Source organism: Thermosyntropha lipolytica DSM 11003, assembly GCF_900129805.1.
GTDB lineage: Bacteria > Bacillota > Syntrophomonadia > Syntrophomonadales > Syntrophomonadaceae > Thermosyntropha > Thermosyntropha lipolytica.
The window spans coordinates 65,515-81,262 of record NZ_FQWY01000008.1 but is presented as its reverse complement, the minus strand read 5'-3'; the positions used below and the strand labels follow the sequence as shown (position 1 = coordinate 81,262).

Genomic DNA, 15,748 nt, shown 5'->3' with positions numbered 1-15,748 from the left:
TGGTAGCTCATGTGGTGCGCAAATATGAAAACAGCGGAGAAGATATGGAGGATTTGATTTCGATTGGAGCTATTGGACTAATAAAGGCTATAAGTACATTTGATGAAGATAAAGGGGTTCGTCTGGCAACTTATGCTGCTAGGTGCATTGAAAATGAAGTTTTAATGCATTTGCGCAATATAAAAAAGAACAAACAGGAAGTATACATTTATGATCCTATAGGATATGATAAAGAAGGTAATGAAATATCTTTTATCGATATTTTGACTAATGATAATGAGATAATAGACATAGTTGATGCTAGAATGCAGGAAGATAAAATAATAAAAAAAATGAGTGTGCTCACGCCCCGAGAGCGACAGGTAATCGAAATGCGTTATGGGCTTTTGAGTGGAATTAAGAAAACTCAGAGGGAAATTGCCAAAAAATTAGGGATTTCACGTTCCTATGTTTCCCGCATAGAGAAAAAAGCTTTGAAGAAATTGGTGAAGGAATTAGAAATTGAAGCCTGATGGAAAAAGCCAAACCTTAAAAGGTATGAGCCGTTAAGGCTCTTATAATTTTTTATTATGGTGCACAGAAAATATTATTATCCAGCTAGGGGGCTAATATGATGCTGATTTAAGTTAAAATTAATTATGTAAAATCCCTAGAGTTTTAGCAAGTTAATTTTTTGTTAAAAAAATTTTGATCTAGATAATTTACATGGATAATATCGGTGCTGGTTTAATTAAAGCGGAACATATTGTATTCAGGAAAAAAAGTCATATTTTCGGGGTAAATTAAATATGAGCTAATTGTAAATAGGGGGCAGTATAAAATGAAGGATGAAAAAATCTTGTTCTGCGGAAACCCTAATGCCCAGGGCACTAAAGATTTTGTCGAAGGGCTGCAGGCCAAATATAGTGTAACTACGGTGGATAAGCCGGAAGATGTGGTGGGCATATTGAAACATGCCCATTTTGATCTGGTTTTGCTTTACCTGGATGATGAAAAACAAGGTTATGAATATCAGATAAATTTGCTGGAGGATATTTTAGCTGCTGATGAAAATATTTCCGTAGTATTCGCTGTAGCCCATAGGGATGTACAGGCCATGGTACGCATTGCGCAAACTGGTGCCTTTTATTACTGGGTAGGAGATCCGCCTGATATAGAGCAGGGTTTAAAACTGGTAGATGAAAAGATGGAAATAAGAAGAGACACTTTCCGCATGGAACCTTCAGAAAATGCCCCTTTTGGTATTGTAGGTAAATCAGCGGCGATAAGAAGGGTACTTGCTCTTATCAATAAGGTTAAGGATACTGATACCAATGTTATAATTACCGGAGAAAGTGGAACAGGAAAAGAACTGGTTGCTCATGCCCTGCATTTTGGAGGCAAGAGGCGCAATGGGCCTTTTGAAGTGGTAAACTGTGGAGCTATACCGGCTAATCTTATGGAATCGGAACTTTTTGGACATGCCAAAGGAGCTTTTACGGGAGCTTATCAGGCTAGAAAAGGAAAATTTGAACTGGCCCATGGCGGAACCCTTTTCCTGGATGAAATAGGAGAACTGGAATTATCTCTGCAGGCCAAGCTTTTAAGGGTATTGGAAGATTTTAAAGTAGAGCCGATTGGATCAGGTACTTCGATAAAGGTGGATGTGCGCATAATAGCAGCTACCAACCGTGATTTAGAAAAAATGGCGGAGGAAGGTCTTTTTAGAGAAGATCTGCTTTTCCGCCTGAATGTAATTAATATCCACTTGCCACCTTTGCGGGAGAGAAAAGAAGATATACCCCTTTTAGTGAAATATTTTCTCAATAGATATGCGGAAAAATTTTCTATAGCCATTGAAGGGATAGACAGCAAGGCTTTAGAAGTGCTTGAAAACTACGATTGGCCAGGCAATATAAGAGAGCTGCAGAATGTTATTCAGAGGCTGGTTATATTAAGTGAAGGCAGACAGATAAAGCTTACTGATTTGCCTAAAAATCTGGTGAAGGCAAAATGCAAGAATATCAAAGGAGGTAACGGCTCTTCGCTGGTACCGGTTTATGTGGGAGAGACTTTGGAAGAAGCGGAAAAAAGAATTATACTGTCTACCTTGAGGTACTACAATGACAATAAGACAAGAGCAGCAGAAGTTTTAGGCATAACTGACCGCACCTTGCGCAATAAACTAAAGGTGTATTTTGAACAATAGGAATAGAGAGCGAGGGAAATATTGATAAAGAGAACTGAGCAATTGTTTCCCGAACGGAAAAAATTACTCAGTTTCTTTTTTTGTTTTTATAAAACAAACAGCGCGGGATAGGATTTTTAAAGTTGGCATGCTTTTTGCTATTAGATAATAGTGAATACAATATGCTTTAATTATCCTGAATCTGCCCCTTTTAAATTAGCTCATATTAAAAACCATAAAGATTGGTTTCGGAAAAATAAAAGGAAGGAGATGCTTAATAAATGAAGTTTGACACCGTGGTAAAAAATGCCATGATACCTCAGGGAGACCGTTTGGTACCTGCTACTATTCTGGTTAAAGATGGGGTTATTGCAGGTATAGTAAACGGCGAAATGGAACCTCATCTTTTGGAAGGGGTAAATGTAATTGATGCGGAAGGTAACATGGTATTACCAGGATGTATCGATTCACACACCCACTTTATGGATCCTGGCTTTACCCATCGGGAGACTTTCCTGGATGGTTGTAAGGCGGCTGCAGCTGGTGGACTGACTACTATAATTGACATGCCCTGTTGCAGTGTTCCTTCCGTACGCGGTGTAGCTGAGATGGAAAACAAGCTTAATGCTATCAAACCGCAAGCTATAATCGACTTTGGTCTCTGGGGCGGAGTTACCGGCGAAGATGTACGTAATGAAGTACATTACAAAATCGTAAGGGAACAGGCAGATGCTGGTGTAGTAGCATTTAAAGTTTATATGACTCCTTCCGTTCCTTCCTATCCTCGGGTAACTGACCCGGAAATGCTGGAATGCTTTAAGGCCGTAGCTGAGACTGGGCTTCCGATAGGAATTCATGCCGAAAACTATGCAATGTGTGATTTTTATGTGCAAAAATTCCAGAAAGAAGGACGCATGGATGGACCTGCCTGGTCAGAAGCCCGTATGCCTTTGGCAGAAAAAGTTGCTATTCAGCTTGGTATAAGCTTTGCTGAAGCAACGGGAGCCCGTTTGCATATTGTGCATATGGCTTTAGGTGAAGGAGCTATACTGGTTGGTGAAGCTAAAAAGAGAGGTTTGGATGTAACTTCGGAAACTTGTCCTCACTACCTGGTATTAGATTATAAAGAAGCTATGAGCAAGTATGGAGCTTTTGCCAAGATTGCACCGCCTTTGAGAAGCAGAGAAGATAATGAACTGCTCTGGCAAGGCCTGCAAAATGGTAGTGTAGACTTTATAGCTACTGACCATGCCCCGTATGAAATTCCAACTGAGAAAGCGGCAGAAGACATGACTATCTGGACTGCTTTCCCGGGGATACCTGGAGTTGAAACCATGGTGCCTATAATCATCAGTGAAGGCTATAATAAAGGCCGTATTAAGCTTTCCCGGTTAGTGGAAATTTTAAGCCGTAATGCTGCTATCCATTATGGTTTGTATCCCAAGAAGGGTGCCATGGAAATCGGTTCTGATGCCGACTTTACTATTATTGACCTTAACAAAGAATGGGTAATTGATCAGGAAAAACAGTACAGCAAAGCTAAATATACTCCGCTGCATGGTATGAAACTGAAAGGTAAGGTTGTAAAAACCGTCGTACGCGGTAAGGTTGTTTATGATGAAGCTAAAGGTGTTATAGGCGAACCTGGTTATGGCGAATTTGTAAAACGCCAGACCATAAGCAAATTAGATAGAAAAATAACATTTTAATCTGTAAGGAGGAGGATTTTTAATGGCTAAAGACAGACATTGTATTGTAATCATCGACATGCTCAATGACTTTATTGGGCCTAATGCACCTTTAAGGTGTCCGGATGGGGAAAAAATCGTTCCCAATCTGCAGAAACTGGTAAAATTCGCTCATGAAAACGGCATTAATGTTGTTTTCGTGCAGGAAGCTCATCGCAAAGATGATGCTGACTTTAAAGTACGCCCTGTTCATGCTGTTAAAGGAACCTGGGGTTCTGACTTCATTCCTGAACTTTATCCGGATGAAGAAAAAGGTGATTACATCGTACAGAAACGCAGACACAGTGCTTTCGCTTACACTGATTTAGATCTCTATCTCAGGGAAGAAGGCATTGACACTGTAGTTATCACCGGCGTATGGACTAATGTATGCTGCCGTTCTACTGCTTCTGATGCCCTTTATAGATGTTACAAAGTTGTTGTTATCAGCGACTGCAATGCTTCAGCAACTCAGGAAATGCATGAAGCAGGTTTAAGAGACATGTCTCTGTTTGCCGAAGTAATTACCCTGGATGAATACATGTCCAAATACGGCAAACAGAACGGCAAATTTGCTGATGCTGAATAATTAATGGAATAATAGCTCTACGAAAAATGCCCTGTGCTGCATAAGGTACAGGGCATTTTTAAAGAATAATAGTAAAGTTAGCATGAGGAAGGAGTTTTCCGATGAGCAAATTTGATTTGCGGGAATATAAAAAGGTTTTAGAACAAAAAGGAAGGCTTATTACTATAGGCAAAGAAGTAAGTATTGTTCATGAAATGGCAGCCGTTCTGAAAAAGATAAACGGCGAAACCGGAGTTTTTTTCGCAAAGATTAAAGGTTATGATATGCCGGCTATAAGCGGTCTTACCGGCAACCGGCAGGATTGGGCCGATTATTTTGGCACCAGTATCAATCTTATTCGCGAAAAAATTAAAGAGGCTATGGAAAATCCTATTCCCTGGCAGGTAGTAGATAAAGCTCCCTGTCAGGAAGTCGAAATAGACCCGCCGGCTAATCTTTTAGATTTTATACCGGCTCCCAAATTCAGTGAAAAAGATTCGGGACACTTTTTAACTGCCGGCTTAGTTTTTGTCAAAGAAGAAGAAACCGGCAATATGCATATGTCGGTGCGCCGTATGCAGGTAAATGATGATGGCACTCTATCGGTTTTGATTGAATCGCCTGGCTTATGGAACCGCTATGTGGAAGCCGAAAAACAGGGCAAAGATTTAGAAATGGCAGTAGTGCTGGGTGTTCATCCTTTATTAATCCTGGCCAGCCAGATAAACAGCTATTTATATAAAGGAGATAAGATGGCAGTAGCAGGTGCTATGGCAGGAGAAGCTGTACCGGTAGTAAAATGTAAGACAATAGATGTTATGGTTCCTGCCTATGCGGAAATAGTAATTGAAGGTAAAATGCTGGCCCATGTGCGCAAAACCGAAGGTCCTTTTGGTGAGCTGGCCGGTTATTATGGCCCGGCTTCCGAGCAGCCGATATTGAAGATAACCCGGATTACGCACCGCCAGAATCCCTGGTTCCAGGTTATAGGTCCGGGCACAGCCGAACATAAGCTTCCCAGTGCGCTTAACCGGGAAGTAGTCCTTTACGATACGGTAAAACAGGTAGTACCCGGGGTAAAAGATGTGCATATAACGGTAGCAGGCAGTGGGCGTTTTCATGGTATAATATCTATAAACAAACAGTTCGAAGGAGAAGGCAAGACAGCTATCCTGGCTGCTTTATCCAGCAATAAAGATATGAAACATGTAGTTGTGGTAAATGATGATGTAGACATATTTGATCCTGCTGATGTGGAATGGGCTATTTCCAGCCGGGTGCAGGCTGATCAGGATGTGGTTATCATAAGTGAAGCCCGGGGATGTCCGTTAGAGCCTTCCAACAATATTCGGGGTGTAAGTGCGAAAATGGGTATAGATGCAACCTATCCCTTGAAATATAAGGAGCAGTTTGCCCGCATTTACATTCCTGGTATTGATACTATAAACCTGGATGAATATATAAAAAAATAACCTGGGAGTTTAGGTGCCTAAAAAGCACTTAACTTATAAATATCTCTTATCCGTCACTTTTTCACTGTCATTGCGAGGAGGCTTCTTAGAGTATCCTCGCATTTTTCTTTGTCTTCCCTTTTTGCCCTTTCCTCAAAGAGGGCTCATGATCGGGGGAAGTGAATTTTTTCATGTTTTTGTTTGGCTTTTATATTGCCAAAAGAACTGATAATTGTTATTATAAAGTTGATAATGATTATCAATATCAATTATGGACATATGCCCTATAGTTGCTGGGTTATGGGGTTTAAAGTAAATAAGGAGGAGGAAAAATGGATAAATATGTGGTTGGCTTAATTATACTGCTGGCTGTACTGCTGTTGGTCCGGCGGGTTTGCCGCTTAGCTAGAAAACCGGGATGTGATAGCTGTCCTGATACATGTGCTTCCTGCGGACAGCATCAGATCAGGAAAATTGATGAAGGAAAATAACTGGAGCTAGGGAGAGGAGGATTTTTATGGCTAGAACTTTAAAAGATTTAATGCCGGGAGAAAGGGCAAAAGTAGCAAAAGTGGAAGGCAGAGGAGCCGTAAGGCGCAGGATTATGGACATGGGGCTGGTTCCGGGAGTAGAAGTTGAGGTGGAAAGATATGCTCCGTTAGGGGATCCTCTGGAGATAAAGATAAAAGGGTATCATCTTTCTTTGCGTCTGGAAGAGGCCGCATATGTGATGGTGGAAGAAGGTGGGGATAATGCCTAAAAGGTTTACCCTGGCTTTGGCCGGTAATCCTAATTGTGGCAAGACGACGATTTTTAATGAACTTACCGGGTCCAGGCAGCATGTCGGCAATTACCCGGGGGTTACGGTAGAAAAAAAAGAAGGTTTTGTCAGTTATAAAGGATATGAAATAAAGGTAGTCGACCTGCCGGGTACTTACAGCCTTACTGCTTATTCGCCTGATGAGATAGTAGCCCGTGATGTAATTGTAGAGGAAAAGCCTGATGTAGTAGTAAATATAGTTGATGCTTCCAACCTGGAAAGAAATCTTTATCTGACTTTGCAGATTAAAGAACTGGAGGTGCCTCTGGTTATGGCTATGAATATGGCTGATGTAGCGGAGGCTTCAGGGTTAGAGATCGACTATGAGCTTTTAAGCAGGCTTTTGGGAGTTAAGATAGTGCGAACCGTAGGAACCAGGGGAGAAGGGATAACAGAATTATTGGAGGCAGCCATAGAAGTTGTCGAAGGCAGAAGCGAAAGGGAAGAAAAGTCTTTTCGCTTTCGGGAGGAGATTGAAAAGGAAATTGAGTATCTGACTCGCTATTTGCCCGGGGATGAAAAGGAGTGGATTTATCCAAGACGCTGGACGGCCATCAAGCTTCTGGAAAGTGATAAAGAAGTCATAAGAAAAATAAAGGCGAAACTGGAAAATAGCCAGGAAATTCTGTCCAGGCTTGAAGAAAGCCGGCAAAGGATAGAAAATATGCTTAATGATGATCCGGAAATGGCGATTATTGAAGGAAGATATGCTTTTATCCGGGGAGCTTACCGGGAAGCGGTTAGGGAAAAAGAAATCGATCGGTTTTCTTTTACCGAAGCAGCAGATAAGGTACTTTTAAACCGTGTTCTGGGTATTCCCATATTTCTGGGTATTATGTGGCTTTTATTCCAGTTCACCTTTACTTTAGGAGCTCCTTTTATGGAATGGATTGAGGAAGGCTTTGCCTGGTTAGGGGAGTATATTGGAAATAACATGAACGAAGGAATGCTTAATTCCTTACTGGTTGACGGTATTATTGCCGGAGTAGGTGGAGTTATTGTATTTCTGCCCAATATACTGCTTTTGTTTCTGGGAATCTCTTTTCTGGAAGGTACTGGCTATATGGCCAGGGCAGCTTTTGTCATGGATAAGGTTATGCACCGGGTAGGGTTGCATGGCAAATCTTTTGTTCCTATGCTTACCGGCTTTGGGTGTAATATACCGGCTATTATGGCTACCCGTACCCTGGAAAATCCTAAAGACCGACTGGTTACCATTTTGATAACTCCCCTTATGAGCTGTGGAGCCAGGCTTCCGGTTTATACTCTGCTTATTGCGGCTTTCTTTCCTAAAGAAGTGGCAGGTAATGTGCTGTTTTCCTTATACCTTATTGGCATTATTCTGGCTTTGCTGATGGCCAAGGTATTCAGAACTTTCCTTTTTAAAGGCGAATCAGAGCCTTTTGTTATGGAACTGCCTATTTACAGGCTCCCTACCTTGAAAAGTGTTCTTATTCATATGTGGGAGAGGGCCTGGCTTTATTTGCGAAAAGCAGGTACGATAATACTTGCTATATCAGTTATTATGTGGGCTTTGCTTACTTTTCCGATGACCGACCCTTATGGCAATGAATGGGAAGATCCGGCCGAGCAGCTTGTCAACAGTTATGCTGGCAGGATGGGGCAGGCTATTGAGCCGGTTCTAGAGCCTATAGGGTTTGACTGGAGAACAGGTATTGCCCTGATAGCTGGTTTTGCGGCCAAAGAAGTAGTAGTAAGCACTCTGGGCACTATTTACAGCATCGGGGATGTAGAAGCTCTAGAAGAAGGGGAAGAAACTGCGGTAAAAGGTTTTGCCCAGCGGGCCCGTGAACAGTCAGGATTTACTCCGCTTACTGCTTATGTGCTTATGCTTTTTACTCTGCTCTATGTGCCCTGTATGGCTACCTTGGCGGTGATAAAACGCGAAACTGGTACCTGGAAATGGCCGTTATTCACGGTTTTCTATACAGTAGTTTTAGCCTGGACAGTATGTTTTATAGCTTATCAGGGAGGAAAGATTATAGGCCTTTGATAATTTCTCCTCCTCTTCACTTTATAAGGTCTGCAACCGAAAGGTTTCAGGCCTTATTTACTAAATAAAGAAGTGAGGGATGTTTATGGCTATTGTCGGGATTAAAAATATAAAAGAGGTTTTGCCTCTGGCAGCTAAAGATATAGAAAAGATTGATGCGGATGAGATGAAAAAGATTTTGCTATCGCTGAAAAAGACAAATCCTAAAGAAGGATAGGGGATATACGGATTTAACCTTTTCTGCCTTTAAACAATTTTATATTAAACGCGAATGCAATATAATAGAATGTACATAAGCTGGAAATAATGATGCCGAAACTGGGGTGGGGAAAAATGCCGGAACTGAGGCAGGACTTGGTGCGGGGAAACTGGGTGCTTATTGCTACGGATACAGCTTTGAAGCCCAGGGATTTTCCCATGCATAAGAATGGGGTTAAATTCAGCAGTACGAATAATTTTTGCCCTTTTTGCGAGGGAAATGAGGCTTATACTACTTCGGAATTAGCATCACTGCGTGAAAATGGATCCCTCCCGGATAGTCCGGGTTGGCTTATAAGGACGATTACCAACAAATATTCGGGGTTCAGGCTGGAAGGGGAACTTAGAATAATTGAGGACCGCATCTACCAGAGCTGTAATGGCCTGGGGCAGCATGAAGTTATAATTGAAACCCCGGAGCACGGGGTAGAGTTTCATCATTTTTCGAGAGAAAAAATAGGAACGGTTTTGCAAATGCTCAAGGAGAGATATAATGTATTGGCCCGGGATGAAAGGGTAAAATATATACAGATATATAAGAACCGGGGATTGCTGGCAGGAGCCTCTCTTGAGCACAGCCACAGCCAGATTTTAGCCTTGCCTATGCTGCCCAACAGTTTACGGGGGATAGGCGATTATTATGGTAAAAACAGGCGCTGTCTTCTGTGCGATGTTCTGGAAGAAGAGAAAAAAGAAGGCAAAAGGATTATAAAAGAAGAAGAAAATTTTGTAGTGCTTTGTCCTTATGCTTCACGTTTTCCTTATGAAACCTGGATTATTCCCAGGAGGCATAATGCCCATTTTGGAGATATAAGCCAGGGAGAGCTTATTAGTTTATCTTCTATCCTGTTTGCTTTTTTGCGGGTAATGGTTGCCTATCTTAATGATCCTGCATATAATATGGTTATTATTTCGGCTCCGCTCAATACAGGTGATGCTGCTGGATATCACTGGTATTTGGAGATTATACCTCGCCTGCTTATAAATTCCGGGGTAGAAATTACCACTGGCATTTACATGAATCCGGTAGCCCCCGAAATTGCTGCACATATGTTTCGGGAAAGGATGAGTAAAGAGCCGTTTTAGCCTAAATTTTTTGAAAGAAGGAAGGGGCAAATGTTTAAGAAATTATACCCTAAGCTTTATGTAGCTTCTTTAAGGGATATACCATTAGAGCAATTTAAAGAAATGGGGAAAAAAGCCTTTATTTTCGATCTGGATAATACTATTACCGCCTGGAACAGCAATGAGATAGCCGAAGATATTGTGGAATGGTTTATGGCTATAAAAGAACAGGGCTTTAAGATTTGCCTGGTTTCCAACAACGGGGAGCAAAGGGTTCTGGGGGTAGCTAGAAGCCTTGATATACCCTATGTGTGCCGGGCAGGAAAACCGCGGCGAGGTGCTTTTTATAAAGCCCTGTCTGTGCTCCAGGTTTCTCCCGAGGAAGCAGTAGTAGTGGGAGATCAGATTTTTACGGATATTTTGGGCGGCAACCGGGCCGGTATTGATACGGTACTGGTTATGCCGATAGCGCGCCGGGAGTTTATAGGTACTAAAATTTCCCGGTTTTTTGAATATTTTATTATACGCCGGCTGAAAAAAGATTTGCTTAAAGGTACTTAAGGCCGTTTTCTAAACTTGCATTTTACCCTATAAAATGCCATAATTTGAGTACAGGGCGGATGTTGGACAAACATTCGCTTTTATAATGCTCATACGGAGGCTAATCCTATGCTGATAACAGCCCAAACCAGAGTTATAGGCCTTTATGGCTATCCTTTGGGGCATACTTTATCTCCTCTTATGCATAATGCGGTTTTTCATAATATGCATCTTCCTTATGTATATCTGCCTTTTGAAATATGCCCGCATAATTTAGCATCAGCAGTAGATGCTATAAAAAGCCTCAATATTTTAGGGGTTAATGTAACTATACCTTTCAAGGAAGAAGTGATAAAATACTTGGATGATTTATCCGCGGAAGCGAGAGCCTGTAAGGCTGTCAATCTTATAAAGAATGAAGAGGGAAAGCTTATAGGATATAATACAGATGGAGAAGGGTTTTTGTCTTCCCTGCGGGAAGAAGGGGTTAATCCTGCAGGAAAAGCCTTGCTGATAGGAGCAGGAGGAGCTGCCCGCGCTGTTTCCTATGCTCTGGCTAAAGCCGGGGTGGAAGAAATATGTTTTTTAGACCTGGAAGCGGATAGAGCTGAGAAGTTAGCCGCTTTTATAGAAGAGGAAACCGGTATAAAGGCAGAAGCCGGGGTTATGAATGAAAACTTCTTTAATGAACAGGCTGCTGATGCAGGAATAATAGTGAACTGCAGTCCAGCCGGTATGTATCCTCATATTGGAGTATCGCCGGTGGAGAATCTGGATAGCATCTTGCCGGAGGCAGTAGTTTGCGATATTATATATAATCCCTTAAAGACTCTATTTTTAAGGAAAGCAGAGGCCAACGGGCATAAAATAATAAATGGCCTGGGTATGTTTGTACACCAGGGGGCTTTAAGCCTTAAAATACTTACCGGGATAGATCCGCCGGTGAAAATGATGCGAGAAGTGGTGATAAGCCATATCAAGGAATAGAAGGTGGAGTAAAGGTTTTACTTTACTGGAATTACTGTGTGTGCTGGCCTTTATAGCAGTTTTTGCTTTTTTATCGGTACCCAGGTGGGAGAAAGTAAAGGAAAGGCATGAATTAGAAGCTGAAGCGAGAAAAGTAGCCTGGATTTTGCGCGAGGCCAGGCAGGATGCTATAATGTCAGGGGAGGTCAGGAAGGTAGTTTTTTATCCCCTGGCTTCTAAATATAGAGACCACAACGGAGGCTGGCATGAGCTGAGGACAGGTATAAAAATGGCTGTTAATTTTAATACTATAACCGGCACACCGGCCTGTGTTTTTTCGCCTAATGGAGCCCCTAATGGAGGTACAGTAACCCTTATAGGAAAATCTCAGCTTAAACGTTATGTAGTAGTAAGTCCTGTTACCGGCAGGGTAAGGGTAGCTGATACCCCGCCGGATAACTGGTGATAATTAGGAGAGATGAAAGTGTTCTGGGAACTTTTATTCATTTTTTTTGCCCGCATAATTGATGTTTCGTTAGGAACCATACGCATGATATTTGTTATTCGCGGAGATAAGATTCCGGCAGCCATAATTGGTTTTTTCGAAATTATGGTATATACTTTAGCTTTAGGAATGGTAGTAGGTTCGTTAGATAATCCCGTCAAACTTCTGGTATTTTGTACAGGATTTTCCCTGGGGATACTGGTAGGATCCATAATTGAAGAAAAACTGGCCTTTGGTTATCGAGGAATCCAGGTGGTAATTGACCGGGAACATGCGGGTATTGCGGAAGAACTTAGAGCTGAAGGATATCCGGTAACCTGCTGGGAAGCTACAGGAAAAGAAGGGTGTAAAACGGTATTAAATATTTTTGTTAAACGGAATTTAGCCAATACCCTTACGGAAAAAATTTACCAGAAAGATCCCCATGCTTTCATAGTTTTTATGGAACCTAAGAAGTTTAAAGGGGGATACCTTAAGAAAAAATAGGGGGAGAAAAAGTGCTAAAACTTATTACTTCCGGCGAGTCTCATGGCAAAGGGCTGGTAGGTATTATTGAAGGGATGCCGGCTGGCCTCAAGGTCGATGAAGGGTACATAAATAATGAACTTACAAGAAGGCAGAAAGGATACGGGCGCGGCGGGCGCATGAGTATAGAAAAAGATAAAGTTGAAATAATAGGCGGGGTAAGGAACGGCGAGACTTTAGGAGGTCCTATAAGCTTTGTTATATGGAACAATGACTACGCCAACTGGCAGGAGATAATGGGAGCCGGCGAATGCCCGCGGGCCGAGGAAAGGATGGTAGTAAGGCCAAGGCCTGGACATGCTGACCTGCCAGGAGCTATCAAATATAACCATCAGGATATGCGCAATATTCTAGAAAGGGCTAGTGCCCGGGAAACAGCAGCCAGAGTGGCGGCAGGAGCATTTTTTAAGCAATTGCTGGCCTGTTTTGGCATATATATATACAGTCAGGTTATATCTATTGGTGAGGTAAAGGCTGAGCCTGTCCGGGTAAACCGGGAAAACCTGGAGGAGGTATGGGAAAAGACCGAGACTTCTCCCGTAAGATGTATGGATAGGGATAAAGAAGCACAGATGATAGGGATGATTGAAAGAGCTAAAAAAGAAGGAGAATCTTTAGGGGGAAGTCTGGAAGTAGGAGCGGTAGGGGTAGTACCGGGCCTGGGAAGCCATGTAAGCTGGGAAAAGAGGCTAGATGGCAGGTTAGCCCAGTTGATAATGAGTATACCTGCTATTAAAGCGGTAGAAATAGGAGAAGGGATAAATAATGCTTCACGTTTGGGCTCTAAGGTGCATGATGAGATATATTATACGGAAGAGAAAGGGATTTATCGCCTTACTAACCGCAGTGGAGGAATAGAAGGCGGTATAACGAATGGAGAAACAGTATTTCTGCGTGCCTATATGAAACCTATTCCTACTCTGTATAAACCTCTTAGCAGTATTGATATACGGAACTGGGAAGAAGTAAAGGCCGAAGTTGAACGTTCGGACATATGTGCAGTACCAGCAGCCGCGGTAGTAGCTGAAGCTATGCTGGCTTATGGACTGGCGGAAGCTTTTTTAGAAAAATTTGGCGGTGATAACATGGAACATATAAAAGAAGCATATAAAAATTATATAAATTATATGGGAAGAGTGTGGAGATGGAAAAGAATATAGTATTAATAGGCTTTATGGGTACGGGAAAAAGCAGTATAGGTATTAAACTGGCGGAAAAACTGAATATGAAATTTGTCGATATGGACCGGGAAATTGAAAAGCTTACCGGCATGACGGTAGCCGAACTGTTTCGCCGTCATGGAGAAATAAGGTTCCGCTCGGAAGAAAAGCTCATGGCCCAGAAACTCAGCCGGCAAAAAAACCTGGTGATTGCTACCGGGGGAGGAGTAGTGCTGAAAGAAGAAAATATTAAGGCTTTACGCGAAAACGGTATTCTTATCTGTCTTACTGCCCACCCGGAAGATATTTTTGAGCGGGTAAGGCGCAAAAGGAACCAGAGGCCGCTCCTTAAGAAAAATCTCCAGATAGAAGATATTGAGGCTATGCTGAAAGAACGCGCACCTTTTTATGCGGTGGCTGACCTGGAGGTTAATACCAGCGGACGAGAAATAGATGAAGTAGTGGAAGAAATTATAAGTTATATAAAAAAGCTTGAGGCTGAGCGATGAAGGGATGAAACAGGATGCAGAATTTGCGAGTTGAACTGGGAGAGCGGAGTTATACCATAAGCATAGAAGCTGGCATTCTGGGGAGAACAGGAGAGATTATAAGCGATTTAACTCCGGCGAGGCAGGTTTTGCTGGTCAGCAACCCTACGGTTTTTCCCCTTTATGGGGATAAGGTTATAAGCTCTCTTCATAAGGCTGGTTTTGAGGTAGAGGTTGCTTTGATGCCGGATGGAGAAGTTTACAAAAATATGGAAGAAGCCCTTAAAGTTTTGGATAAAGCGGTAGATTTTAATCTGGAAAGAACCGGCATTATAGCTGCCTTAGGAGGAGGAGTAGTAGGAGATCTGGCTGGTTTGGTAGCTGCGGTTTACCAGAGGGGGATTAATTTTGTTCAGATACCGACTACCCTTTTATCCCAGGTAGACAGCAGTGTGGGAGGAAAGGTAGCGGTAAATCATCCTCGGGGCAAAAATCTGATCGGAGCCTTTCACCAGCCTTTGGCGGTTATAATTGATCCTTTGACTTTGCATACTTTAAGCGAGAGAGAATATAAAAGCGGCCTGGGCGAAGTTGTAAAATACGGCCTTATCTATGATGAGAGTTTCTTTGCTTTTTTAGAAAACAATGCCTCTGCTGTAAAGGAGAGAAGGGGAGAAATAATCGCGGAATTAATTTATAGATCCTGCCGTATTAAAAGTATGATTGTCGAAAAAGATGAAAAAGAGCAGGGAATAAGAGCTCTTTTAAATCTAGGACATACTTTTGGCCATGCTCTGGAGAAGATTACTGATTACAAGGCTTACAGCCACGGGGAAGCAGTAGCCATGGGAACGGTAGCTGCTTCGCTTCTGGCCAGGGAACGGGGTTATATTACCGAAGAAGTTTTTAAACGTATCCTTAATTTATACCGTATCCTTGACATATACAAGGAATTTCCTCCCTTTGATCCGGAAGTTGTTTATGCTGCTATGCTTAATGACAAGAAGGTTATGTATGGCAAGATGCGGCTTATATTGCCTGCAGGTATAGGACAGGCGGTTATAGCTGATGATGTGGAAAAAGAGGAGATAATAAGGGCTATAAGGCGGGCGCAAAATCTGGCTATTGATTAAGATGGTGCCAGTGATTCCACATTTCTTCGATTTCAACTAAGGCCTGTTTTTTATCCTCATTTTTTATGTGGGCAGTAAGTCGAGCTAGATTAACATATATAGCATTTATTTCCTCTTTTTCTACACTGTATTGAATGCGGGAAACTATTTTACTCCAGGCTTTTTTCAGCTGTTCCAGGTCATGGGATGCCTTCCTGAAATCTTCCCTGGTAATATCTTTTTGCAGCATAGTAGCATAGAGTACAAAATCGTCATCATGGCTCCACGGTTTTTTAGCTATATCACCAGAATTAAGTATAAAAACAAAAATTAGAAGCCATAAAGATATTACTGTGTAGTACAGAATTTTAGACATTTTATT

The 15,748-nt window shown here is 42.0% G+C and carries 18 protein-coding genes; 17 read left to right on the top strand and 1 reads right to left on the bottom strand.

What is annotated here, in order from left to right; all coding sequences use genetic code 11:
• The 17 genes from sigK to aroB form a co-directional block, all read left to right on the top strand.
• On the top strand, positions 1-512 hold a 512-nt coding region (gene sigK / locus BUB92_RS03710; protein WP_073090224.1), incomplete at its 5' end, for an RNA polymerase sporulation sigma factor SigK.
• A gap of 308 nt (positions 513-820) precedes the next feature.
• Positions 821-2,188 carry a sigma-54 dependent transcriptional regulator gene (locus tag BUB92_RS03705; protein ID WP_073090198.1) on the top strand — a complete coding sequence of 456 codons (1,368 nt, stop codon included), beginning with the start codon at positions 821-823 and terminating at the stop codon, positions 2,186-2,188.
• A gap of 260 nt (positions 2,189-2,448) precedes the next feature.
• A complete protein-coding gene (gene allB, locus BUB92_RS03700) occupies positions 2,449-3,876 on the top strand; it encodes an allantoinase AllB (protein ID WP_073090196.1) in 1,428 nt (475 codons plus the stop codon).
• 22 nt (positions 3,877-3,898) lie between these two features.
• On the top strand, positions 3,899-4,483 hold the full coding sequence (locus tag BUB92_RS03695) for a cysteine hydrolase family protein (RefSeq protein WP_073090193.1): 585 nt from the start codon (positions 3,899-3,901) through the stop codon (positions 4,481-4,483).
• A gap of 101 nt (positions 4,484-4,584) precedes the next feature.
• Complete coding sequence (locus tag BUB92_RS03690; protein ID WP_073090191.1) at positions 4,585-5,934, top strand: UbiD family decarboxylase; 1,350 nt, start codon at positions 4,585-4,587, stop codon at positions 5,932-5,934.
• A 311-nt stretch (positions 5,935-6,245) separates the two neighbouring features.
• Positions 6,246-6,404: a FeoB-associated Cys-rich membrane protein gene (locus tag BUB92_RS03685; RefSeq protein WP_084728316.1), complete on the top strand. Its 159-nt coding sequence runs from the start codon at positions 6,246-6,248 to the stop codon at positions 6,402-6,404.
• A gap of 26 nt (positions 6,405-6,430) precedes the next feature.
• Positions 6,431-6,673 (top strand): FeoA family protein, encoded by a 243-nt coding sequence (locus BUB92_RS03680; RefSeq protein ID WP_073090188.1) that lies wholly within the window; start codon positions 6,431-6,433, stop codon positions 6,671-6,673.
• Complete coding sequence (feoB, locus tag BUB92_RS03675; protein WP_073090186.1) at positions 6,666-8,747, top strand: ferrous iron transport protein B; 2,082 nt, start codon at positions 6,666-6,668, stop codon at positions 8,745-8,747. The genes BUB92_RS03680 and feoB overlap by 8 nt, the downstream gene beginning before the upstream one ends.
• Positions 8,748-8,832: 85 nt before the next feature.
• The gene (locus tag BUB92_RS11940; protein WP_278280492.1) at positions 8,833-8,964 is read left to right on the top strand and encodes a hypothetical protein; all 132 of its coding nucleotides are present in this window, start codon (positions 8,833-8,835) and stop codon (positions 8,962-8,964) included.
• A gap of 116 nt (positions 8,965-9,080) precedes the next feature.
• Entirely contained in the window at positions 9,081-10,091 is a 1,011-nt protein-coding gene (locus tag BUB92_RS03670; RefSeq protein WP_073090220.1) for a galactose-1-phosphate uridylyltransferase, read from the top strand.
• A gap of 30 nt (positions 10,092-10,121) precedes the next feature.
• Positions 10,122-10,631, top strand: coding sequence for a YqeG family HAD IIIA-type phosphatase (locus BUB92_RS03665; RefSeq protein WP_073090182.1), 510 nt, complete (start codon positions 10,122-10,124; stop codon positions 10,629-10,631).
• 108 nt (positions 10,632-10,739) lie between these two features.
• Positions 10,740-11,597 (top strand): shikimate dehydrogenase, encoded by an 858-nt coding sequence (locus tag BUB92_RS03660; protein WP_073090179.1) that lies wholly within the window; start codon positions 10,740-10,742, stop codon positions 11,595-11,597.
• On the top strand, positions 11,584-12,042 hold the full coding sequence (locus BUB92_RS03655) for a GspH/FimT family pseudopilin (protein WP_084728314.1): 459 nt from the start codon (positions 11,584-11,586) through the stop codon (positions 12,040-12,042). The genes BUB92_RS03660 and BUB92_RS03655 overlap by 14 nt, the downstream gene beginning before the upstream one ends.
• Before the next feature lie 12 nt (positions 12,043-12,054).
• Positions 12,055-12,567: a DUF2179 domain-containing protein gene (locus tag BUB92_RS03650; protein WP_073090173.1), complete on the top strand. Its 513-nt coding sequence runs from the start codon at positions 12,055-12,057 to the stop codon at positions 12,565-12,567.
• 11 nt (positions 12,568-12,578) lie between these two features.
• Positions 12,579-13,766 carry a chorismate synthase gene (gene aroC / locus BUB92_RS03645; protein ID WP_073090159.1) on the top strand — a complete coding sequence of 396 codons (1,188 nt, stop codon included), beginning with the start codon at positions 12,579-12,581 and terminating at the stop codon, positions 13,764-13,766.
• Positions 13,751-14,275: a shikimate kinase gene (locus BUB92_RS03640; RefSeq protein WP_073090157.1), complete on the top strand. Its 525-nt coding sequence runs from the start codon at positions 13,751-13,753 to the stop codon at positions 14,273-14,275. Before aroC ends, BUB92_RS03640 begins: the two co-directional genes overlap by 16 nt.
• Positions 14,276-14,289: 14 nt before the next feature.
• A complete protein-coding gene (gene aroB, locus BUB92_RS03635; protein WP_073090154.1) occupies positions 14,290-15,387 on the top strand; it encodes a 3-dehydroquinate synthase in 1,098 nt (365 codons plus the stop codon).
• Here aroB and BUB92_RS03630 read toward each other — a convergent pair.
• A complete protein-coding gene (locus BUB92_RS03630; protein ID WP_073090151.1) occupies positions 15,377-15,742 on the bottom strand; it encodes a DUF4363 family protein in 366 nt (121 codons plus the stop codon). The genes aroB and BUB92_RS03630 overlap by 11 nt on opposite strands.
• Between the last annotated feature and the right edge of the window lie 6 nt (positions 15,743-15,748).

Coding starts and splice junctions, on each gene's coding strand:
- BUB92_RS03630 (WP_073090151.1), bottom strand. CDS start 15,742: ATGTCTAAAATTCTGTACTACACAGTAATATCTTTATGGCTTCTAATT.
- BUB92_RS03690 (WP_073090191.1), top strand. CDS start 4,585: ATGAGCAAATTTGATTTGCGGGAATATAAAAAGGTTTTAGAACAAAAA.
- BUB92_RS03685 (WP_084728316.1), top strand. CDS start 6,246: ATGGATAAATATGTGGTTGGCTTAATTATACTGCTGGCTGTACTGCTG.
- BUB92_RS03680 (WP_073090188.1), top strand. CDS start 6,431: ATGGCTAGAACTTTAAAAGATTTAATGCCGGGAGAAAGGGCAAAAGTA.
- BUB92_RS11940 (WP_278280492.1), top strand. CDS start 8,833: ATGGCTATTGTCGGGATTAAAAATATAAAAGAGGTTTTGCCTCTGGCA.
- BUB92_RS03665 (WP_073090182.1), top strand. CDS start 10,122: ATGTTTAAGAAATTATACCCTAAGCTTTATGTAGCTTCTTTAAGGGAT.
- BUB92_RS03650 (WP_073090173.1), top strand. CDS start 12,055: ATGAAAGTGTTCTGGGAACTTTTATTCATTTTTTTTGCCCGCATAATT.
- BUB92_RS03705 (WP_073090198.1), top strand. CDS start 821: ATGAAGGATGAAAAAATCTTGTTCTGCGGAAACCCTAATGCCCAGGGC.
- BUB92_RS03695 (WP_073090193.1), top strand. CDS start 3,899: ATGGCTAAAGACAGACATTGTATTGTAATCATCGACATGCTCAATGAC.
- BUB92_RS03670 (WP_073090220.1), top strand. CDS start 9,081: ATGCCGGAACTGAGGCAGGACTTGGTGCGGGGAAACTGGGTGCTTATT.
- BUB92_RS03660 (WP_073090179.1), top strand. CDS start 10,740: ATGCTGATAACAGCCCAAACCAGAGTTATAGGCCTTTATGGCTATCCT.
- allB (WP_073090196.1), top strand. CDS start 2,449: ATGAAGTTTGACACCGTGGTAAAAAATGCCATGATACCTCAGGGAGAC.
- feoB (WP_073090186.1), top strand. CDS start 6,666: ATGCCTAAAAGGTTTACCCTGGCTTTGGCCGGTAATCCTAATTGTGGC.
- aroB (WP_073090154.1), top strand. CDS start 14,290: ATGCAGAATTTGCGAGTTGAACTGGGAGAGCGGAGTTATACCATAAGC.
- BUB92_RS03640 (WP_073090157.1), top strand. CDS start 13,751: ATGGAAAAGAATATAGTATTAATAGGCTTTATGGGTACGGGAAAAAGC.